This is a genomic window from Borrelia miyamotoi (genome assembly GCF_019668505.1).
In the GTDB taxonomy this organism is placed as follows: domain Bacteria; phylum Spirochaetota; class Spirochaetia; order Borreliales; family Borreliaceae; genus Borrelia; species Borrelia miyamotoi.
Map to the genome: position 1 here is coordinate 247,377 of NZ_AP024371.1, position 22,882 is coordinate 270,258.

The 22,882-nt window shown below is 28.6% G+C and carries 17 protein-coding genes and 1 tRNA gene; 13 read left to right on the forward strand and 5 right to left on the reverse strand.

The features are described 5' to 3' along the window. Positions 1–58: 58 nt before the first annotated feature. Complete coding sequence (gene glpQ / locus K5Q05_RS01170) at positions 59–1,063, forward strand: glycerophosphodiester phosphodiesterase (protein WP_025443886.1); 1,005 nt, start codon at positions 59–61, stop codon at positions 1,061–1,063. Positions 1,064–1,099: 36 nt separating this feature from the next. Continuing rightward, the gene (locus K5Q05_RS01175) at positions 1,100–2,665 is read left to right on the forward strand and encodes a glycerol-3-phosphate dehydrogenase/oxidase (protein ID WP_025443885.1); all 1,566 of its coding nucleotides are present in this window, start codon (positions 1,100–1,102) and stop codon (positions 2,663–2,665) included. A gap of 125 nt (positions 2,666–2,790) precedes the next feature. Here the strand turns inward: K5Q05_RS01175 and K5Q05_RS01180 are convergent, their stop codons facing one another. The 3 genes from K5Q05_RS01180 to K5Q05_RS01190 are packed head-to-tail and all read right to left on the reverse strand — an operon-like array spanning position 2,791 to position 4,861. Then, the gene (locus K5Q05_RS01180; RefSeq protein ID WP_025443884.1) at positions 2,791–3,285 is read right to left on the reverse strand and encodes a YaaR family protein; all 495 of its coding nucleotides are present in this window, start codon (positions 3,283–3,285) and stop codon (positions 2,791–2,793) included. Continuing rightward, complete coding sequence (locus K5Q05_RS01185; RefSeq protein ID WP_025443883.1) at positions 3,275–3,835, reverse strand: bactofilin family protein; 561 nt, start codon at positions 3,833–3,835, stop codon at positions 3,275–3,277. Before K5Q05_RS01185 ends, K5Q05_RS01180 begins: the two co-directional genes overlap by 11 nt. Further along, positions 3,836–4,861, reverse strand: coding sequence for a M23 family metallopeptidase (locus K5Q05_RS01190; protein ID WP_099497099.1), 1,026 nt, complete (start codon positions 4,859–4,861; stop codon positions 3,836–3,838). A 161-nt stretch (positions 4,862–5,022) separates the two neighbouring features. Between K5Q05_RS01190 and rdgB the strand changes: the two genes are divergently transcribed. From rdgB to K5Q05_RS01225, 7 genes are all read left to right on the forward strand, one after another. Then, positions 5,023–5,622 (forward strand): RdgB/HAM1 family non-canonical purine NTP pyrophosphatase, encoded by a 600-nt coding sequence (gene rdgB, locus K5Q05_RS01195; RefSeq protein WP_025443882.1) that lies wholly within the window; start codon positions 5,023–5,025, stop codon positions 5,620–5,622. A 136-nt stretch (positions 5,623–5,758) separates the two neighbouring features. Beyond that, complete coding sequence (gene pepF / locus K5Q05_RS01200; RefSeq protein ID WP_025443881.1) at positions 5,759–7,528, forward strand: oligoendopeptidase F; 1,770 nt, start codon at positions 5,759–5,761, stop codon at positions 7,526–7,528. A 14-nt stretch (positions 7,529–7,542) separates the two neighbouring features. Continuing rightward, positions 7,543–8,247 (forward strand): phosphatidylcholine synthase, encoded by a 705-nt coding sequence (gene pcsA / locus K5Q05_RS01205; protein ID WP_025443880.1) that lies wholly within the window; start codon positions 7,543–7,545, stop codon positions 8,245–8,247. An 11-nt stretch (positions 8,248–8,258) separates the two neighbouring features. After that, positions 8,259–8,867, forward strand: coding sequence for a DedA family protein (locus K5Q05_RS01210; protein ID WP_044003429.1), 609 nt, complete (start codon positions 8,259–8,261; stop codon positions 8,865–8,867). Between the two features lie 19 nt (positions 8,868–8,886). Further along, positions 8,887–8,970, forward strand: a tRNA-Leu gene (locus tag K5Q05_RS01215). Positions 8,971–9,106: 136 nt separating this feature from the next. Continuing rightward, positions 9,107–11,635 (forward strand): leucine--tRNA ligase, encoded by a 2,529-nt coding sequence (gene leuS, locus K5Q05_RS01220; protein WP_025443878.1) that lies wholly within the window; start codon positions 9,107–9,109, stop codon positions 11,633–11,635. A 10-nt stretch (positions 11,636–11,645) separates the two neighbouring features. Then, on the forward strand, positions 11,646–13,934 hold the full coding sequence (locus tag K5Q05_RS01225) for an efflux RND transporter permease subunit (RefSeq protein WP_025443877.1): 2,289 nt from the start codon (positions 11,646–11,648) through the stop codon (positions 13,932–13,934). A gap of 48 nt (positions 13,935–13,982) precedes the next feature. Here the strand turns inward: K5Q05_RS01225 and lon are convergent, their stop codons facing one another. Then, positions 13,983–16,403, reverse strand: a complete 2,421-nt coding sequence (gene lon / locus K5Q05_RS01230) for an endopeptidase La (RefSeq protein WP_025443876.1) — start codon at positions 16,401–16,403, stop codon at positions 13,983–13,985. Positions 16,404–16,497: 94 nt separating this feature from the next. Between lon and K5Q05_RS01235 the strand changes: the two genes are divergently transcribed. Genes K5Q05_RS01235 through rpsU form a run of 4 tightly spaced genes read left to right on the forward strand, consistent with a single transcriptional unit; the run spans position 16,498 to position 20,486 of the window. Further along, a complete protein-coding gene (locus K5Q05_RS01235) occupies positions 16,498–17,184 on the forward strand; it encodes a hypothetical protein (RefSeq protein ID WP_025443875.1) in 687 nt (228 codons plus the stop codon). 22 nt (positions 17,185–17,206) lie between these two features. Beyond that, positions 17,207–19,315, forward strand: a complete 2,109-nt coding sequence (gene recJ / locus K5Q05_RS01240) for a single-stranded-DNA-specific exonuclease RecJ (RefSeq protein WP_044003426.1) — start codon at positions 17,207–17,209, stop codon at positions 19,313–19,315. Between the two features lie 23 nt (positions 19,316–19,338). Next, entirely contained in the window at positions 19,339–20,256 is a 918-nt protein-coding gene (locus tag K5Q05_RS01245; protein WP_420043030.1) for a M23 family metallopeptidase, read from the forward strand. Between the two features lie 20 nt (positions 20,257–20,276). Continuing rightward, positions 20,277–20,486 carry a 30S ribosomal protein S21 gene (gene rpsU / locus K5Q05_RS01250; protein ID WP_020954646.1) on the forward strand — a complete coding sequence of 70 codons (210 nt, stop codon included), beginning with the start codon at positions 20,277–20,279 and terminating at the stop codon, positions 20,484–20,486. 50 nt (positions 20,487–20,536) lie between these two features. Here rpsU and K5Q05_RS01255 read toward each other — a convergent pair whose 3' ends face one another. After that, positions 20,537–22,879, reverse strand: coding sequence for a DNA translocase FtsK (locus K5Q05_RS01255; RefSeq protein ID WP_025443873.1), 2,343 nt, complete (start codon positions 22,877–22,879; stop codon positions 20,537–20,539). Positions 22,880–22,882 lie beyond the last annotated feature (3 nt).

Here is a 22,882-nt window from a genome sequence, read left to right on the forward strand (position 1 = left end):
ACAGAAGATTGATAAATATGTTATATAATTTATTAATCATAATATAAGAGGTTAAATAATGAAATTAAAATTACTAATGCTTACGTTAAATATTTTTCTCATAATTTCATGCTTTAAACAAGAAATGGGTTCAAACAAAAAGTCACCATTGATCATAGCTCACAGGGGTGCTAGTGGGTATCTTCCAGAACATACCTTAGAAGCTAAAGCATATGCTTATGCATTAGGAGCTGATTATCTAGAACAAGACATAGTTCTAACAAAGGACAATATTCCTGTTATAATGCACGACCCAGAAATTGACACAACCACAAATGTTGCACAATTATTTCCCAATCGAGCTAGAGAAAACGGACGATATTACGCCACTGACTTCACACTAACTGAACTTAAATCACTAAGTCTCAGTGAAAGATTTGATCCTGAAAACAAAAAACCAATATACCCTAATCGTTTCCCCTTAAATGAATATAATTTTAAAATTCCAACTTTAGAAGAAGAAATAAAATTCATACAAGGACTAAATAAAAGCACAGGAAGAAATGTTGGGATTTACCCTGAAATTAAAAAACCCTTCTGGCATAAACAACAAGGTAAAGACATCTCTAAAATTGTAATAGAAATTCTAAATAAATATGGGTATAAATCAAAAGAAGATAAGATTTACCTACAAACATTCGACTTTGATGAATTAAAAAGAATAAGAAAAGAACTTGGATACCAAGGAAAATTAATAATGCTTGTTGGAGAAAATGACTGGAATGAAGCACCAACAGACTATGAATATATAAAATCAGAAGAAGGTATTGCTGAAGTTGCAAAATATTCTGATGGAATTGGACCCTGGATACCCCAAATTATAATTGATGGTAAAATAACAGAACTTACAAGCTTAGCACACAAATATAATATAGAGGTTCATCCTTACACATTTAGGACAGATTCATTACCTTCATATGTTAAAAATGAAAATGAATTATTAGATTTATTATTTAACAAAGCAAAAGTAGATGGTATATTTACAGATTTTACTGACACAGTAATGAACTTCATAAAAAAATAAAACCATCAATCTTAATAAGGAGAATATTTAGTTTTTATGAGTAAAAATCAAAAAACAGAATTAAAAGATCTTGACAATCAAGATTTTGATTTAATAATAATTGGTGGGGGAGCAACTGGCCTTGGCATTGGAATAGACTCAATTACTAGAGGATACAAAACTTTACTTATTGAAAAATTTGACTATGCAAAAGGCACCTCTTCTAGATCAACTAAACTAATTCACGGAGGAGTAAGATACTTAGCTCAATTTAATTTATCCTTAGTAAAAGAGGCCTTACATGAGCAAGCGCTACTTGAACAAAATGCACCTCACCTACTCAACAAGCTTGGATTTATTATACCCATATACAACCTCCTAAGTCTTCCATACTACTATCTTGGATTAAGTTGGTACCATACACTTCTTGGAAAAGATAAAAAATCAAAGTATAAAACAAAACTACTATCAAAATCCAAGACAATAGAAAAAATGCCAAATATTAAAACTAAAGGTCTTAAATGCTCTGTTCTGTACTACGACAATTCATTTGATGACGCTAGAATGGCAATAAGCATGTTTAGAACTTTCACGGAAAAAGGAGGGATTGCATTCAATTATACAGAACTTACAAAATTTACCAAAACAAAAAATGGCAAAATATCAGGCGCAATTATTAATGATAAAATAACTAAAGAACAAGTTATCGTTAACAGTAAATGTATAATAAATGCAACAGGAATCTTTGCAGATGAGATTAGAAAGTTAGATGATCCTAATGCTACTAATATTATAAAACCTTCCCAAGGAACACATATAGTAATAAACAAAAATAAATTCAATACAGAATGTGCAATGCTTATACCTAAAACAAGTGATAATAGAATTTTATTTACTGTACCTTGGTATAATGGCATTGTTTGTGGAAGCACAGATATTTTAGTAGATAAAATTGAGGAAGAACCAAAGAGCCTAGAAAGTGCAATTGAATTCATAATAAACAATATGAATAATTACTTAGATATTAAAATAACCAAAAATGATATTTTAAGTACTTATACAGGGATTAGGCCCTTAATATCAGATTCTAAAAAAACACAAAATACCTCAAAAATATCAAGAAACGAAAAAATCTTCGTATCAAAATCAAATCTTATTACAATTGCTGGAGGGAAATATACTACTTACAGAAAGATGGCTGAAAAAGTTCTAAAAAAAGCAATAGAAGAAAAATTAATACCTGAGTCAAAATCCATAACGGAAAATTTAAGGCTACACGGATACATAAAAAAAGAAGAAGCACTCAAAATACCTGAGCACTTTAGAACTTATGGAAGTGATTTTAAATATTTAAGCAAAATGCAAGACTTCAACAATAAGATTCACAAGGACTTGCCATTAAATGACGCTCAAATAACCTTTGCTATTGAATTTGAGCAAGCAAAAACTGTTGAAGACATCTTATCAAGAAGAACAAGATCTCTCTTCCTTAATGCAAAAGCCACAATTGAAGCTACACCAAAGGTTGCTGAAATTATGATGTACAAACTTGGCAAATCTGAGGAATGGAAAAATGAACAAATAAAAAGCTTTAAAGAGATAGCAATAAAATATTTGGTTTAAATAAAAGGAAGTGTTATATCATATCCTCCCTTTTTAAATACCCTATTCTAAAATATCATCAACTTATTATTTTTTAAAAATAAAAGAATGATTCAATGGTGTGACAATAAAGCATAAATTCAAAATCACCTAAGCAAATTTACAAGTAATCCCTGAATTTCCTCAAGACTACTTAAAAGTTTAATCTGAGAAACTTGATTCTGCAAAACAGAATAAGCAAGCTTGTCAAGCTTTTCATTAATAATACTAACAATGGAATATTTAGGTCTCTTTCTTTCTCCATTAGTACTACCTTTTTGTTCTTTAAGAGAAATAGAAAATGACAAAATAATAGATAAAAATTCACCTATAGTTTTTTTATAAAAAACCACATTTTGACGAGAAGGTTCACTTAATAGTTTTTCACCAACATCATTAATATTGTTTAGCATATCTTTAATCAATTCAAGATTAAATTCACCATTTTCAAGAAAGATAAAATGCTTATCTTCTCTTACAAGCTCAGATTTAAATATCGAAGAAAAAATATTTGACCTATTAGTATTAACTTTTTTTTTAGCGGTATTATAATCCTTTGAATCAAGATTTAAAGCTCCCGCAAATAAGTTATTAATCTTCATCTATCTTGCTCATATCATTAAATAAATACTTATCACTCTCATCTATGAGAGTGTCATTAGCTGTTTTTTCACTCTTCATTCCCTTATTAACTTCAATTAAAATATCCTCATCAACTTTATAAGAACCAGTATAAATCAACACATCTTTCTCAGTGAAACCAAGACTCCCCATACCAATGTTCATATACCCATCAATAATTGCACCCTCTTCAACCTCAATTGATTTACATGAAATATTGCCAATAATACATCCTGATTGAAAAACTTTAACTTTATTACTAGCATGAACATTTCCAAGAACAATTCCAGAAACAACAACCTCATTTGCATTTATATTTGACTTAATTCGTCCTGTTTCTCCAACTATAACCCTCTTATTAGAATTAATAGTTCCTAAAAAATCACCATCAATTCTAATAAAATTATTTGAAACCATTTCTCCCTTGAAAAAATCATCCTTTCCAATAATTGTTTTTATTTCTGCAAAAATAAAAGATGATGAAAAATTCTTATCCTTCTTATCTTTTTTAATATTAAATAGATTCAGCATTTATTTTGAAGCCCCCACTGCCAAATTCAAATACATGTCAGGATTTACAACCTGAGACCCTATACGAACCTCATAGTGAAGATGTGGACCTGTTGAATATCCTGTCTGACCAAGGAAACCAATTACTTGGCCTTTTTTCACATAAGAACCCTTAGAAATATTTAAGCGAGACATATGCGCATAAAGGGTTGAGAGTCCATACTTATGCTTAATTTGAACAAAATTACCATAACCTGTAACTTGATAACTAGCCCTAACAACCTCACCATTAGCAGCTGCAACAATAGCTGTTCCAATTCTTATTCCCGCAAGATCTATGCCCTTATGAATATACCATTGTCTAGTAAAAGGCTCAATAGCAGGTCCAAAATGCAAAGAAACAACACCACTACCTTTAAAAATCGGCCAGAGCGAAGGAATATCATTCAATAACTTATTTTGAGAATGAAGCAATTTAACTATACTATTAAGGGGAACAATTGACCTTTCTATTGTATTCTTAACATTTTTAAGGTCATTTAACTCTTTAAGTGTATTAGCCTCTAATATTTGCAAATCAATAAAATCTGCAAAGTCTCCTTCTAATTTATCTCTATTCAGCTCAGTATTACTCTCCTTTATTTTTAAGGAAGTACTAAGTTCATCCAAAACTTTAGAAAAGTTACTAGCAACAGAATTAATTTCTACAACCGTGTTTCTAAAATCTTCAATCTCATATTCTGCAAGCGCATAACTTTTTTCAGTAGAATTAACAATCGATTTAAGAGTAACATAATTAACAGAAAGCAAAACAAACCCTATAAAAATAAAAAGAAAAAATAAAAAAAATAAAAACAAAGTTAAAAAAGAAATCTTTATGTTTCTAACATCCCCTTTAACATGAGGAATAATCATAAAGCTAACATTTTGCCTAAAAAAATAATAAATATTATTTAAAAATTTAAGAAAAAAAATAAAAACCGATAAAAAGATCTTATCTAATCTTTTAAAAAAAGATATAATTTTAAATCTTCTTCTTTCTCTCATCATAAACCCCTCACCATATATACTTGCTAATCAACAAAGTTTTGCAATAGTTAAAACCCATTTGAAATCCATAAATTAATATCTATAACACTTATAAATGATATCACTATAAATACAATAGAAATACAAAAATAAAAATTAATGATTTATTATTATATACAATGAAAACATTATTCTTTGCAACTACTAATTCAAATAAAATAAATGAAGTAAAACAAATTTTAGATATACCCAACATAAAAATAGAAATTCCTAAAAATTTTGATGTAAAAGAGACAGGTAAAACTTTTAAAGAAAATTCTTTACTAAAAGCAAAAGCTTTATTTGAACTTTTAGATAGAAAACAACCTGTTTTTAGTGAAGATTCCGGATTATGCATAGAAGCATTAAATCTAGAACCCGGAATTTATTCCAAAAGATATGATCAACATAAATTAGGTAAGAAATTAGGAGCCAATGAAAAAAATCAGCTTATTATAGATTTAATGAAAAATAAAAAAAATAGGGCCGCGTATTTCATATGTATAGTCAGTCACATCTCAATAAACGGAACGATAACTAATTTCAAAGGTGTCTTTAGTGGAACAATCGCATTGAATATTGATTATTGTAAAAAAAATGGATTTGGATACGACCCAATATTTTTAACCACAAATAACAAAAGACTCAGCGAATTAAGTCTTGCAGAAAAAAATAAAATATCCCATAGAGGAATAGCATTCACCAAATTTAAAAAATTTTTAATAAAATCTCCAAATTAATGTCAAAAAAACAGATTTTAAGAATCACCTACAAATCAAATTTCCAATTCATTTGTAAAATTGAAAGCAAACATTTACAATAATTATTGTTCATAATTACAATTTAATGTCATATTAAATTCAAGGAGAAAGCTTAATGATAGACAGAATCAAAATCAATGAAGACGACAAATGGGATTTATCTTCTCTATTCAAAAATGATGAAGAATACAAGGAAACAGTCAAAAAAATAAAATTCAAGCTTCAAGACTTCAAGAAATACGAAAAACTAGAATTTAATCTAAATATCTTTAAGCAAGCATTAAATGATTACTATGCAATTGAAGAAGAGCTTGAGAAAACAACATATTACACACATATTCAGCTGGCAACAGATGTAACCAATCAAATCTCGAACGAACTTCGCGCAATTAATGTCAACTTAGAAACATACACATTAAATGTTACTTCATTTTTTATTCCAAAAATTTTAAAAATAGATACAAAACAAATAAGAGAATGGCTTGAAGACATAGAAATTAAAAATCAAAAAATAGCAATTGAAAAAATATTAAGACACAAAGAACACATTTTAAACGAAGGCGAAGAGAAGATATTAGCTAACTATACATCTCTTTATTCATCTTACGAGGATACATTCTCCTCATTAACAAATGCTGACATGGAATTTGGAGAAATTGACGGCCAACCGTTAAGTAACGCTACTTACAATCTATTTCTTCAGAATGAAAATCAAGAAATACGAAGAGAAGCATTTTTGAAATTTTATCGAGAATATAAAAAACATGAAAATACATTAGCCAACCTCTTAATTGCCAATATCAACAAAAATAAATTCCTGGCCAAGACAAGAAAATTTGAAAATACTATATCAATGAAGCTCTTTCAAAATAATATTGATTATAAGGTTTATACAAACTTAATTGAAACAGTTAATGAAAATTTATATGTACTTCATGAATATTACGAATTTAGAAAAAATATACTTAAACAAGAATATCTTAACCATTATGATGTTTATGTTCCCCTAACAAAAGACATTAAATTCAAAAATTCGTTTAAAGAAGCCTGTGACAAAATTTTAAAGTCACTAGAAATACTAGGAAATGAGTATATTGAAGTACTAAGAAAAGGGCTCTTAAAAGAACGCTGGGTTGACAAATATGAAAATAAAGGAAAAATTGCAGGAGCTTTTAGTGCAAGCTCATACAACGGAAAACCTTATATATTAATGAATTATAAAGACGAATCAATAAGAGATATGTTTACACTAGCACACGAAGCAGGACACTCCATGCATTCCTATTTCAGTATCAAAAATAACCCATTTCCTCAATACAAATATTCTATTTTTGAAGCGGAAATAGCATCCACATTAAATGAACAAATACTTGCAGAATACTTACTAAAAAATGAAAACGATATCGAAAAAATAAAATATATTAAGCTAAATCAAATCGATGACTTACTTGCAACATTTTTCAGGCAAACAATGTTTGCTGAATTTGAATACATCATTCATGGAATGAGCAATAAAGATGAGCCAGTAGTAAAAGAAACATTAAAGACAATCTATTTAAAATTGCTAAAAAAATACTTCGGTCCAAGTCTTAAGTTTAATGAAGACAGCTCACTCGAATGTCTTAAAATTCCTCATTTCTACTCACCATTTTACGTATATCAATATGCAACAGGCATTACAGCTGCTCTTTTAATACATAAAAACATAAAAGAAAACAAAAAAGATGCTACTAAAAATTACATAGAATTTCTAAAAATAGGAGGCTCAAAATACCCCTTAGAATCTCTAAAAATTACCGGTGTTGATTTAAGCTTAAAAAAAACAATAAAAAATACTATTAACACATTTAAAGAACGTCTAGAGGATGTAAGGAAACTATTTTAATAAAGGAGTAAAATTTGAAAAAATTAAACCTTATTTTAGCTTGGTCAGTACATATTTTAACAGCTTTTGGACTAATAATCGGTCTTTACTCAATAATCTCCATAATAAATGAAGATTATAATCTCTTATTAAAACTCACAATTCTTGGTATTATGATTGACGGTATTGATGGGACACTGGCAAGAAAATTAAAGATAAAAGAATTAATCCCAACAATCAATGGAGAACTCCTTGATAATATAGTAGACTACATAAATTACGCTTTTATTCCCACAATATTTTTTTACTACAGTAACTTCATAAAAAACGAATATAAAACAATGGTCTGCATTGGAATTTTACTTGCAGCAGCATACCAATTCTCAAGGACAGATGCAAAAACCAGTGATGATTATTTTAAAGGTTTCCCATCTTTATGGAATTTTCTCATAATCTTCAACATAATATTCACAATAAGCCAGATTACTAATCTCAGTATAATACTATTATGCATCATATTCAGCTTTGTACCAATTAAATTCATTTATCCTTCAAAAACAAAAGAATTCAAACATATAACATATCCTATAACAGTAATAATCATTCTATTAGCAATACCTATAATCATTGTAAGAGTGACAAATTTCTATTTAAGGATATACGGAATAATAATAATTTTTTACTGTTCATACATAACTCTAACTAGCATATATCTACATTACAAGACAAGAAAAAAATAACGAGAAATTTTATGAAAATCATACTAGAATTTATAGATCTCAATATAGCTTATTCGCCAATAATATTTTCAGGACTACTTATCCTTGCGGGCCTTAACATTCCAATTTCTGAAGATGCAATAATACTAATAGGAGGAATGCTTTCTAGTCGAAAAAATGAGTATACAATACCAATATTTTTAGGAATCTTCTTCGGAGCCTATATTAGCGATATAATTTCATTTTGCATAGGCAGGTTCTTAGCTAAAAAATTATTTAAACAAAAAACACAAACAAATAAACTATTAGATAAAATGAATTACTACTATGGACGATACGGAAAATTAACCTTGCTAATTGGAAGATTTATTCCATTTGGGTTTAGAAATGCAATATTTATATCAGCAGGAATGGGAAAAATGCGAACTAGTCATTTTCTTATAACTGACTTTTTTGCAGCTATGATATCAATTACAACTTACTTTATATTAAGCTTTAAAATAGGTGAATCGTTTCAAATAATACTACCTAAAATTAAAATCATATTACTAATAATATTCATTATAATCACAATAATTATTGTGATAAATTACATTATAAAAAAGAAAAAAACACAAAAAGTTGACAAACTTTCTAAATAGAAAATATAATATGTGTGGCGCTGTGGTGGTGGAAGTGGTATACACGCTAGCTTGAGGGGCTAGTGGGCTTAAGCCCATGCTGGTTCAAGTCCAGTCCACAGCATAATTAATGAAATCCGCTTTCAGTCGATAACAGAACTAAATATTAATTTAGTTATTTTACTTTTTAGTAAAATAACTATAAAATGTAAATGCTATATAAGCCTTAAACATAATATTGCTATTTATTGAGAGGCCAAATGTCTAAATACAATTTTGCAGAAATAGAAAAAAAATGGCAGACTTACTGGGATAAACACAAAACATACAAGGTTGATGAAGATCCAAGTATTCCTAAAGAGAAAAGAATCTATATTCTAGACATGTTTCCATACCCTTCAGCCAACGGACTCCATGTAGGTCACCCTGAAGGTTACACAGCAACTGACATATTAACAAGATATAAACTCTTAAACGGATTTAATGTACTTCACCCAATAGGATTTGATAGTTTTGGCTTACCCGCGGAAAATTATGCTATACAAACAGGAAAGCATCCAAAAAAAATAACAGAAAAAAACATTGCAAGATTTAAAGAACAAATTAAAGCACTAGGATTTGCCTATGATTGGGATAGAGAAATTAGAACTCACGATGAAAATTACTATAAATGGACACAATGGATTTTCCTAAAATTATACAAAAAAGGTCTAGCTTATACAAAAAAAATGCCTGTCTGGTACTGCCCTGACCTTGGAACAGTACTTTCCAATGAAGAAGTGATCCAAACTCCCGATGGTCCCAGATCTGAGAGAGGATTTCACAAAGTAAAAAGAAAACCTTTAAGACAATGGATACTAAAAATCACAGAATACGCAGAAAGACTCTTAAAAGATCTTGAAGACATAGATTGGCCTGAATCTGTTAAAGAAATGCAGAAAAATTGGATTGGTAAATCAACAGGAGCTGAAATTGAATTTTCAGTAAAAGCAAGCAAAGAAAAGATAAAAGTATTTACAACAAGGCCAGACACAATCTTTGGAGTAACATATTTAGTACTTGCCCCAGAGAACAAAATAGTAGATAAAATCACAAAAGATGAGTTTAAATCCCTGATTTCAGAGTACAAAAACAAAGAATATCTTAAAAGCGATCTTGAAAGAACTTCTCTTGAGAAAGATAAAACAGGAATATTTACAGGAGCATATGCTATAAACCCAATCACTAAAGAAGAAATTCCAATCTGGGTAGGTAGCTATGTACTTGGAACTTATGGTACTGGAGCTGTAATGAGCGTTCCAGCACATGATGAGAGAGATTTTGAATTTGCAAAAAAATACAACCTACAAATAAAACAAGTAGTCTCTAAAACAGGAAAAAATGAAATACTAATAAAACCATTCACTGAAGACGGTATTTCAACTAATACACCTCAAGAATTTAACAATCTCAAAACAACTGAAGTAAAAACAAAAGTAATAGAATGGCTTACTAAAAATAAAAAAGGGCAAAAAAAGGTTAACTATAAACTCAGAGACTGGATTTTTTCAAGGCAAAGATACTGGGGGGAACCTATTCCTATTATGCTTGATGAAGATTTAAATGAAATACCACTAGAAGAAGACAAACTACCCTTAAGGCTCCCAGAAATAGAAAATTATAAACCATCAGGGACAGGGGAATCTCCCTTGTCAAGAAACCAAAATTGGGTAAATATTAAACATAATGGAAAAATATACAAAAGAGAAACAAATACAATGCCTCAATGGGCAGGTTCCTGCTGGTATTATCTACGTTACCTTGATCCAAATAACGAAAAAGAATTTGCAAGCAAAGAAACAATTAATTACTGGATGCCAGTTGACCTTTATGTTGGAGGTGCCGAGCACTCAGTATTACACTTGCTATATGCAAGATTTTGGCACAAAGTTCTTTATGATCTAGGGTATGTTAACACAAAAGAACCTTTTAAAAAGCTCATAAACCAAGGTATGATAACATCATTTGCATATCAAGACGAAAATGGAATTTTAATTCCCAATGATGAGGTTGAAAAAAGAGATAATAAATTTTTTTCCAAAAAAACTAACAAAGAACTAAAACAAATAGTCGCAAAAATGTCAAAATCATTAAAAAATATAATAAATCCAGATAACATTATTAAAGAATACGGTGCAGATTCAATAAGAATCTATGAAATGTTCATGGGACCTTTAACTGATTCAAAACCTTGGAATACACAAGGGCTAATTGGAGTTTTCAGATTCTTAAACAAAATATGGTCTATTAAAAATAAAGAACTAACAAAAGAAGCAGCACCAAAAAAATTAATATCTGAACTTCAAAAAACAATAAAAAAAGTAACAGAAGATATAGAAAGCTTAAATTTTAACACCGCGATTTCATCATTGATGATATTTACAAATGAAGTTTTGAAATATGACCAAAATTATTTAGAAATTTTTAAACCTCTAACAATTATTCTATCACCATTTGCACCCCATCTAGGAGAAGAATTATGGGAATACATGGAAGAAAAATCTAGCATATTCAAGAATGCAAAGTGGCCAAAATATGATCCAAATCTCATGATTGATGAGGCAAGAGAAATTGTATTACAGATCAATGGAAAAATAAAAGACAGAATTACACTAGACAAAGAAACAGACAAGGAAGCTCTTCAAGATATTGCATTTAAAAATCAAAAAATTATGAAAAATATAAAAAATAAACAAATAGTAAAAATCATTACGGTCAAAGATAAGCTTATAAATATAGTAACAAAATAACGAGGTAAAAATGGACTTTGAAAAATTCAGTATTAAATACAGAGCATTGATATTAACAATATTCATATCAATAACAATCTTTTTAGGATTCTTCTTAAAAAACATAAAATTCAATTCCGATGTTTCAAAACTCATTCCAACAAACGAAAAGACTGAAGAAACAACAGATAAGAACAACAACAATTCACTATTACCAACAATAGTAATGTTTAAAAATAAAAGAGGCATTTTTAACAAAGAAACCTTTGAAAAAGTTAACAAAGTAGCAAAAGAGATAACCGATATATTAAAATTAAAATCTAACTCTGTTACAAGTATATTTACTTACTTCCCACAATTCAAAAAAGATGCATACACAGATGAAGAGATGATCAAAATAAGAGAAAAAATAAATTCAACACCTTTTATAAAAAACAAATTTATAAACAATGATGCAACTTTAATGCTATTCATAGTTATTTCAACAGAAAGTAACAAAATAAACTTCGGTCAAAGTTTAAAGAACGAAATTGAAAAAATGGAAGCTACAATTAAAAAATATGAAACTGATGATCTCAAACTTTACCTAACAGGAGACCTTATAATAAGAGAAAAAATACTCAGCTACATGGCCGACGATTTTAAATTTTTAGGTCCATTTGCTACTTTTATATTAATCCTATCGCTTTATCTTATTATGGGAAATATATTAGGAGCAATAATTCCTGTTCTTATTGCAATATTTGCAATAATCTGGACTTTTGGAATCAAAAGCCTTGTAATGTCTCCAATCACTGTTCCAGAAACTTCAATGATTGTACTCCTTATTTCGATCGGATGTGCTAATTCTGTACATATAATAAATGGAATATTAAAGAAGATCAAAAAAGAACCTTTGACTGAAAAGATAATAATAAATACAATTAAAACTCTAAAAGTACCAATATTATTAACTTCTCTTACAACAGCTTTTGGATTTTTATCATTAACAGGCTCATCAATCCATGCATACAGAACAATGGGAATTTTTATGTCACTAGGAGTTATTATTGCAATGCTTATGTCCTTGTTAGTATTACCTGGAATATTAGTCAAAATACCCTTTAAAAATAAAAAAATTCAAGAAGAGCAAAAATCAAAAAACGGCTATCTTGAAAAACTCTCATTAATAAACCAAACAGTTACAAATTGGATGTTAAATAACAAATATCTCTCATCCACAATAACTCTAACTATTTTATTAATCTCAATTATAGGTCTTTTCAAGATAGAAATCAATTTTGATGAGAAAGACTATTTTAAAGAAAGTACAAGTGTAAAACAAATATTAAATTTAATGCAAAAAGAAATAGGAGGAATGTCGATTATTAAAATTGAGATCAAGGGAAGTCCTAACGAATTTAAAAATGAGAAAACTATGAAAATTTTGGATCTAATTACAGATAAAATTGATCAATTCAATGGAAATACACAATCAAATTCAATAAATCAACTTGTAAGATTAATGAACTTCAAATTTAAAAAAGAAAATCCAAAAGAATATAGGCTCCCTGAAAATCAAGCTGTCCTAAACAAGCTAATACTCCTAATTAGTAGAAGCAATTCTATTAAGAACATAGCAAAAATGTATATTAACGACGATTGGTCCCAGATATCAATGATTGTAAGAACCGACCAAAATTCAACTGAAGAAATTAAAAATTTTGCCAACTACGCAAGCAATTTAATTGAAAAAAACATGCCAGGTCATAAATATCAATTCTCAGGCGCATATGAAAAAATATTAATATCTAAAATTATGGTAGTAGAACAAATTACAAACATTATCGCAACGCTTAGTACAATAACAATACTGCTAATGTTATTTTTCAAATCTATCAAAACTGGAATAATAATTGCTACCCCAGTGGTATGGTCAGTATTTTTAAACTTTGCTGTAATGAAACTTTTTGGAATAACGCTAAATCCTGCAACGGCAACAATTGCATCAGTTAGCATGGGTATAGGAGTAGATTATTCCATTCATTTCTTTAATGCATTTAGATTAAATTATCAAACAACTAAGGACTACAAAAAGGCTTTAATTGAATCAATTCCTAATGTATTTGATGGAATTTTTGCAAATTCAATATCAGTAGGAATAGGATTCTTAACATTAATATTTTCCACTTACAAAATAATCTCAACACTTGGTGCAATCATAGCCTTCACAATGATAACAACATCTCTAGCATCATTAACACTACTGCCATTGCTAATTTACCTATTTAAACCCACAGTTCAAATAATAAAAATATCAAATAAAACACTAACGGAATAAAATATAGAATACTTGAAAAAGTAATAAACTAAGACAAGACTTAAAAGTCTAGAATAATAATTTAATAACTTCATGCATATTATCTACAAGATGAAAATTTATGCCACCCTTGATATTAATAGGAATATCATCAAGATCTACTTTATTTGATTTAGGAATAATAATATGCTCAACCCCACTTCGTTTAGCAGCAATTATTTTTGCTCTCAATCCCCCAATAGCCATTACATTCCCTGTTAATGATAACTCTCCAGTCATAGCTAAATTAGGTCTTACAGTTTTATTAAGAGCTAAAGATATAAAAGCACTAGCAATAGTAATTCCAGCAGAAGGCCCATCTTTTGGAGTTGCACCTTCTGGAATATGCAAATGAATTATATTTTTTTCAAAAAAAGAATTGTCCAGTTTAAGCTTATCACTAATACTATTAACATAAGTAAGCGCAATATTTGCAGACTCCTTCATCACATCTCCAAGTCTACCCGTCAACTTAATACCAGAAGACTTAGATTCGGTTTTAACAGTCTCAATGACTAAAGTTGACCCACCATAATTAGTCCAAGCAAGACCCATCACCATACCTGGAGACATAACCTTATGCAAAAATTCTTCTTTTCTAAACACAGGAATACCAATATATTCTTCCAAATTCTCCTTAGAAATCTGGTATGCCTTAACAGACTCATTTTCAATAAGTTTTCTTGCAACTTTCCTAACAATTTGCTTTAAATACTTCTCAAAATTTCTAAGTCCATTATCTCTTGCATATTCCCTAGCAATCTGAACAAGAGCTGAACCCTGAAACTTTAAAGAATCTTTATCAACGCCATTTTCTCTTAAAACCTTTGGTATCAAATATTTTCTTGCTATCTCTATTTTTTCATCATCAACATATCCTGAAAGCTGAATTATTTCCATTCTATTTAGTAAAGGTATAGGTATTGTTTCAAGAGAATTAGCTGTTAAAATGAAAAACACATTAGAAATATCAAAAGGTAAATCAAGATAATGATCTCTAAAATTTGCATTTTGCTCAGGATCTAAAACTTCAAGAAGTACAGAGAATGGATCTCCATAATTAGACGCTGAAACCTTATCAATCTCGTCTATTAAAAAAACAGGAGAGTTTGTCTTTGTAATTCTTAAACCCTGAATAATCTTCCCAGGCAATGCTCCAACATAAGTTCTTCTATGCCCCTTAATCTCAGATTCATCTCTCATACCACCTACAGAAAATCTAAAAAATTTTGTTTTAAGAACTTCAGCAATAGCTGCTCCTATCGAAGTTTTACCAACTCCAGGAGGTCCAACCAAAAGCATAATAGCTCCTTTTTGAGATTTTCTTAATTTAAAAACAGAAATATATTCAATAATTCTATCTTTAACTTCTTTCATGCCATAATGCGTTTTATCTAAAATTTTCTCAGCTTTTTGTAAATTAAACTTGTCAAAATCAACTTTAGATTCTCCCCAGGGAAGATTAGTAATAAGTTCAAGATAGTTCCTAACCACAATATACTCAGATGAATGTCTTTCAAGAAATGAAAATTTCTCAAGCTCTCTCTCAACTGTATCTAAAGCTTCACCACTTAACGCTAAAGCATCAATTTTAGATTTAAGTTTTAAAAATTCACTACCCTTTTCATCTCCTACACCAAGCTCAGCTTTAATAGCTTTAAGTTGTTCTTTTAAAAAAAATTCTTTTTGTTGTTTTTCTAACTTTTCCTGAATGCCTTTAGCAATTTTATTTTGAATCTCAATTAAATTTAATTCTTCATAAATTAATTCCAAAACCTTTTTAAGCCTTTCTTTGACGCTTAAAGTTTCAAGCACTTCTTGATGAGACTCTTTTGAAGATGAAATCATTCCCGCAACAACATCACATAATCTACCTTTATCTTCAATATTCACCATATTTAACTGAAATTCAGGTATCTTTCTATGTGAGAATATTTCCTTAGTTCTAAGCAAAATACTGCTATAAATTGCCTTTGATTGAATATCATCCTTTTTAACCGAAATCTGCTTTAAATAATCAACCTCAATTATTGGAAACTCTTCATTAATAACAACCTTGACAAACTTCACTCTGTCAATAGTTGAAACAAAAATATTATATCCACCATCAGGAAGATTAATTTTCTTCACTATTTTAGCAGTAACACCAATAGAATAAGTATCCTTTTTATAATTAATAGTCAGCTTATCATTCTTATTACCTATTTTTTCTAAAAACTTATCACGTAATACAAATAAGGAAACGATACCATTACCTTTAATGACATAATCAACAGCCTTCATATCAATATCAGAAACTATAATAATTGGAATAAACATACCTGGAAATACAGGATGTGATGGAACTGCAATTAAAGGTACTCTCACAGGCTTATCAAAATGCGGTAAAATGCCCCCAGAGTTCTTTGAACGCTTCTTCCTCTTAGAAACAGTATCTTTTAATTCTTCCATAGAATATTTAATCTCCTCAAGCTCAATTATAACAAAAGAAAATTTTTATTAAAATTCATTTAACAATGAATTTTTTTATTATACAATATGTATAATGCAGTTTACCAAAATTAGCGCTATAATAACAAATCTATATCATAAAAAAAGTTACTACCTCTTAAAGCTATTTCATTCAAAAGGAATTATTCACACAATAGTTTACAACTCTACTATAAAAAAATTTAAATCAAACATCAATAACTTAGTAAAAGCCAATTTTGAAATAATAAAAGAAAATAATTTATGCAAAATAATAGAAGTCAATGATGAAGAATTTATTATGCAAGATTTAACCTATGAAAAACTAATAATAATCAATCTTTGGCTCAAACTCATTAACTTAAGCTTTGACAATGGGGAATGCTTCAAACTATTTACAGAAGCTACAGATGCTCTGGACGCCTCAAGCCTAGAAAAAGCAAAACTAATTGACTTGCAATACAAAATAAGATTTCTCATAATAAAAGGATTTTTACACTTATCAAAAGTATGTTTTCAATGCAACAAACAAATAAATGATTACTATTATTATAATATCCACATTAATAGATTTAACTGCATAAACTGTACCAACAATAAAAATAACTACATTAATACAGGCAGTCTTAAATACTTAGAATATACAATTCAAAAGAACATAAAGACAATCTTAAACGTAAATTTGACTAATAAATCAAGAGCACTTATTGAATGTATGATCAAAAACAAGATCAACACAGAGTTTGAAAAAATACTACTCTAATCAAAGTAATCTGGAATAGTAAATGAAAATCTGGAAAAAAAAAGAAATTGATATTAAAAAAGAAGACATAATCAATATTGCAAAAAAATATAATATTAGCCTTCTTGAAGCAACACTATTACTAAGAAGAGAAATTAAAGAAGAAGATTTTTTATTCTTTACTGAAAGTAGTGTAAACTTAATGCACAATCCATTCTTATTAAAGAACATAAACAAATTCATTTATAGAATGAATGAAGCTATTGAAGAGAAGGAAAATATATTAATATTTGGAGACAAAGACGCTGACGGAATCACAGCTACAATAATAATGTATGAAACTCTTAAAAACTTTGGACTCAATGTAACCTATAAAATACCTTCTAATGGAGAATTTTATGGCATTACAAAAGAAATCATCGATAAAGCATATGAAGATAAAATATCAATAATCATTACTGTTGATTGCGGAATTTCTAATATTGAAGAAGCAAACTATGCAAAATCAAAAAACATAGAAGTAATAATTACAGATCATCACCTTCCAAACAAAGAAATTGACACAGAAAATATCATTATTAATCCTCATATACAAGGAGATCTCTCCCCATTTAAAGACATAGCTGGATGTTATGTCAGTTTTAAAGCATGTCTTGCACTTTGCTTATCTACTACCAACCTTTACAATAAAAATATCGTTTTCTTATTTCTAGAAAGATTAAGTAATAACATTGTTCTTCATGCAATAGAAATAAGAAACTATATCTTAAAAAAATATCTAATGCTAGAAAGTAACAATGACTTGCAAGTTAATATTAATAAGCTAGAAGAATTCTCAAAAAGTAAATACATAATTGTATTTAATAAAGATGAACAAAATCAACTCATAAATAAATTCTTTAATAAGAAAATAGATATCGAAACAATTGATATTAGTGAAAATTTTGTAAAAAAGTATCCAAAATTTGCTAGAAAAACGTTAAAAGAACTCATGCAAATTACCAAATATTTTAAATACAAAGAAATTGATATTAAAGAAAAATTATATTATATATTTTACAACATAATATTTGAAGTAAATAAAGATTTACTAAAAAATTGCCTTAAAAAACTCAAATTTGTCGCAATAGGAACTATTGCTGACAATATGCCAATTATTAATGAAAATCGAATAGTTGTAAAAGCAGGTCTTAAAGAAATCGCATTAAGAGAAAATATATCAATTAACTACCTTTTAAAAGAAGTTAACATACTAACCAAAACAAGAATCAGCTCAACAGATATTGCTTTTAAGATCGCCCCAATACTAAATTCAACAGGAAGACTTGAAAAAGCCGATATTACAATTCAATTTCTATTAACCGAAGACAGTAATAAAATAGAAAATAAGTTCAAAGAAATTAAAAACATAAATACTTTAAGGAAACGTAAAGAAGAAACATCTTGGAACACACATAATGATAATATCATTTTTAAAAATGATAAATTTATAGTATGTTATGATAAACATACTCCAAAAGGCATTAGTTCACGAATGGCAACAAGACTTGCTTCTTACTATCAAAAAGTAGCAGTTTTCTTAACAAAACAAGAAAATATAATTAAAGGGTCCATAAGATCAAATAATAAAGTAAATTCAAAAGAATTAATTTCAATGATACCAAGCCATTTAATGATAAATTCTGGAGGACATAAAGCTGCTGCTGGATTTACACTCTATGAAGATATACTAAATGAATTTGTCAAAGAGCTTGAAAACGCTATTGAAAAAATAAAATACAGCGAATCATATGAAGATTCAATACTAATTGATGCCACCATACCTAAAAACTTCAAAAAAGAAGAACTTTTTAAAATAATAGATTTGTTTGAACCTTACGGACATGGCTTTAGAGAATTTATTCTAACAATGGAAGACGTATGCATTCAAGATATCAGAACAATTGACAAAAATGGAAATTCAAAACATATAAGCATGAAAATCAAAAACAATAGAGCTTATTATAAAGCTATTTACTTTAATGGAACTCAAAATATTCAAGAACTTGGAATCAAAGATGGTCAAAACATAGACATAATATTTACAATTGGCGAAGACTTTTACAATCAAAGCGAAAAACTTTTAAAAATCATTGATATCAAAAAGAGATAAAATTAGTGATTAAAACAAAAAACATTTTATTTACATTAACAATAGGATTACTTCATATCAATGCATCAAGTCATAGTATCACAAAAATCCAATATAAAAAAGAAGTTTTTCAGGGAGAAAGCATATACCTTGCAAGTAACAAAAATTTCAAAAAACTATCTCTTTTAGGCATAAATCAAAAACCTATTTTAAGCTCTTCTCCTTTCAAGTTTAACATAGGAAACAAAAAATACTACATAGCCCTAATAGGAATCACACCAATGATCAAAGAAGGAAAAAGAAAAATTAAAATAGAATTTGAAAATAAAACATACATAAAGGAAATAGAGATAAAAAAATTTGAGTTTAAAAAAACAACTATCAAACTGAATAAAAAAAAATCCAAGCTTATCCAAAATCAACAATCGCCTAAAGCCCAAAAACAAGCTCTCACACTATGGAACATAATTGGAAACATAAGAGACACAACAATATATCATTACGATACATTAGTTCAGCCAATAAAAGATGAATATAAAATAACCGGTCTTTTTGGAGAGCAAAGAATTTACATGCAAAACAACATAAAAATATCAAGCTATAAAATGCATAATGGCAAAGATTATGCTACATCTAAAAAAGAAAAAACGCCTATTTTCGCAGCCGGTAGAGGAAAAATAGTATTTGCAAGAGATAGAGAAATTACTGGCAAAACCGTAATTATTCAACATTTACCAGGAGTATTTACAATTTATTTACATCTATCAAAATTTGGAGTTAAAGAGAATACAATAGTAAACACAGGAGAATATATTGGACATGTTGGTAACACAGGAATTTCAACAGGACCACATCTACATTTTGAAGTCAGAATCAATGGTGTTGCAGTAAACCCAGATTTTTTCTTAGAGCAAATGCTTATTGACAAAAATCAAATAATCAATAACACTAAAAGAATATAATAAAGAAAGGGGGTGATTCTTTGGTAACTGTTAATGTTGATAAAAATGAAGGTCTAGAAAAAGCATTGAAACGTTTCAAAAGAATGATTGAAAAAGAAGCAATAATTAGAGAATGGAAAAGAAGAGAATATTATGAAAAACCATCCACCATTCGAGTAAAAAAAGAAAAAGTATTCAAAAGAAAACAAGCTAAAAAAGTAAGAAAGCTAAAACAAAAGATTAGCAAATAATAAAAAGGGATATTCATATTGAATATCCCTTTTTATTATTTGAATAAAGACTAAATAAAGACATCTCGTGGTTTGGAACCATTTATAGGTCCTATATATCCCATCTCTTCCATAAGTTCAATAATCCGTGCGGCTCTATTATAGCCTATCTTTAGGCGCCTTTGCAAATAAGAAGCAGATGCTTTTTGGGTAGAACGAACAATTTCAAGAGCTTCCTCAAACATAGGTTCATCTGAGGGATTTAGAATCACAGCATTATTTTCCACAACACTATCAATAAATATCTCATCATCAATATAATTTGGAGTACCAAATTTTTTTACCTCTTCAACTAATCTGTAAACTTCTTTTTCATTTAAAAATCCACCTTGAATTCTTTGAGGAAAAGGCGAAGTAGGACTAATATAAAGCATATCACCTTTTCCTAAAAGTTTCTCAGCACCTGATGCTCCAAGAATTATCCTTGAATCCATAGAACTAGCAACCATAAAAGAAATCCTTGAAGGAAAATTGGCTTTTATTACTCCTGTAATAACATCAACAGATGGTCTTTGAGTAGCAAGAACTAAATGAATTCCAACAGCTCTAGCCATAGCTGCAAGCCTAGAAATTAAATTTTCTAAATCCTTTCTTGCAGAAAGAATCAAATCTGCAAATTCATCAATAATAATTACTAGATAAGGTAATGGAACTTCATTTAATCTCTCTTCTAATATCTTTTTATTATAAGCATTAATGTCTCTCACAAGCAAATTATCAAGAATAACATATCTTCTCTCCATCTCATCAAGACACCAACGAAGAGCTTCCAAGGCTCTATTTACATCCGTAATAACTGGTGTTAACAAATGTGGAATATCATTAAAAAGCTTAAGCTCAACCACTTTAGGATCTATGAGCACAAGCTTGACATCATCTGGAGATTTTGAAAAAATAATTGAAGCAATTAATGAATTCACACAAACCGACTTACCAGCCCCAGTAGCACCTGCTATTAAGAGATGAGGAGCAGTAACAAGATCAAAAACAACATTATTGCCATTAATTTCTTTACCAAGTGCAAAAGGAACTTTAAAATCATTCTGAAATTCTTTACTACTTATTATCTCTGAAATCAAAATAAATTCTCGTCTTTTATTAGGAATTTCAATTCCAACAGCCTCTTTTCCAGGTATTGGCGCAATAATTCTAACCCTAACTGCTGCAAGCCTTAATGCAATATTATCAGATATAGAAGTTATTTTTGAAAGCTTAATACCCTTATCGGGACAAACAGCATACATTGTAACAACAGGTCCTTTAATAACATCAATAAGTTTAGCATTAATATTAAACTCTTTAAAAGTTTCCTGTAAAATCATTGACTGTTTCTGAATCTCTTTCTCATATTCAATATCTTCAGTTTCACTCTTGGATTCTCTTTGATTAAAAACAGAAATATCTATTAAGTAACTACTACTATCCTTATCTATCAATAAGTTTCCATAATCAGCCTTGACAATATTACTTATTATGCCTTGTTTTCTTATATCACTAGCCTTAATTTTTCCACTAGCCACTAATTTGTTATCCTCAAACTCTGTTAATGATTTATAATTAAAACCACCCTCAATATTTAAATTACACTGAGGCTCTAGACAAGATTGCTCTTCTGATAACTCTTCTCCCATTTCTGAGCTATAAAAAACAGTCTTATCCAAATCAACATTCAAAGATTTATCAGATTTTCTCAAAAATGTTTGAAAAGACCATAAAGCTTGATATTCTTCATCATTAATAATATTATCTTCTTGGTTATAAGATTTGTCTGCATCTAAATTATTGTCAAAGTCCTTATAAATCTTAATGTCTTTTTTAATCTTTAAAGTACTTAAAAATGGTAAACAAGCAAAAAAACTTTCAAACAAGATTTTAAATTTAAATACTACAAAATGAAAAGTATCTAAAATAAAGCTAGCATTATTAAAAAAGACATAATTTAAATAAATCCAAACAATAAGTTCCAAAATCAAAATAAGAAAAACAAAAAAATTACCAAGCACAACTCCAAAATTACTCAAAAACCAATTAATAAAATTAGAAGCACTCTCAAGATCAGAGTTAACTTTTAACCAAAATGTTAGAGTAAAAAATAAAATAACCGTATAATTCCAATTAAATATAAATCTCTTACTGAACATATTCTTTCTATAAACGTACCAATTTACAAACGGATAAAGTATTAGATAAAATGATAAAAATGAAAAAGTATTAAGAAGCATCTGACCTATGAGATTAAAAACAAAAAATACAAATATATTTCCTACAGGAGTTAAAGCCACAAAAATCGAGAATAATATAACGGCCAACATAAAAAAAAGCAAAAACTGAAAATAATGATAAAAACTTTTCATCTT

Bases quoted from the DNA above. Each gene is read 5' to 3' on its own strand.
- rdgB (WP_025443882.1), top strand. From the start codon at position 5,023: ATGAAAACATTATTCTTTGCAACTACTAATTCAAATAAAATAAATGAA.
- K5Q05_RS01190 (WP_099497099.1), bottom strand. From the start codon at position 4,861: ATGAGAGAAAGAAGAAGATTTAAAATTATATCTTTTTTTAAAAGATTA.
- K5Q05_RS01210 (WP_044003429.1), top strand. From the start codon at position 8,259: ATGAAAATCATACTAGAATTTATAGATCTCAATATAGCTTATTCGCCA.
- recJ (WP_044003426.1), top strand. From the start codon at position 17,207: ATGAAAATCTGGAAAAAAAAAGAAATTGATATTAAAAAAGAAGACATA.
- leuS (WP_025443878.1), top strand. From the start codon at position 9,107: ATGTCTAAATACAATTTTGCAGAAATAGAAAAAAAATGGCAGACTTAC.
- K5Q05_RS01185 (WP_025443883.1), bottom strand. From the start codon at position 3,835: ATGCTGAATCTATTTAATATTAAAAAAGATAAGAAGGATAAGAATTTT.
- lon (WP_025443876.1), bottom strand. From the start codon at position 16,403: ATGGAAGAATTAAAAGATACTGTTTCTAAGAGGAAGAAGCGTTCAAAG.
- K5Q05_RS01235 (WP_025443875.1), top strand. From the start codon at position 16,498: ATGCAGTTTACCAAAATTAGCGCTATAATAACAAATCTATATCATAAA.
- K5Q05_RS01175 (WP_025443885.1), top strand. From the start codon at position 1,100: ATGAGTAAAAATCAAAAAACAGAATTAAAAGATCTTGACAATCAAGAT.
- K5Q05_RS01225 (WP_025443877.1), top strand. From the start codon at position 11,646: ATGGACTTTGAAAAATTCAGTATTAAATACAGAGCATTGATATTAACA.
- glpQ (WP_025443886.1), top strand. From the start codon at position 59: ATGAAATTAAAATTACTAATGCTTACGTTAAATATTTTTCTCATAATT.
- K5Q05_RS01180 (WP_025443884.1), bottom strand. From the start codon at position 3,285: ATGAAGATTAATAACTTATTTGCGGGAGCTTTAAATCTTGATTCAAAG.
- pepF (WP_025443881.1), top strand. From the start codon at position 5,759: ATGATAGACAGAATCAAAATCAATGAAGACGACAAATGGGATTTATCT.
- K5Q05_RS01255 (WP_025443873.1), bottom strand. From the start codon at position 22,879: ATGAAAAGTTTTTATCATTATTTTCAGTTTTTGCTTTTTTTTATGTTG.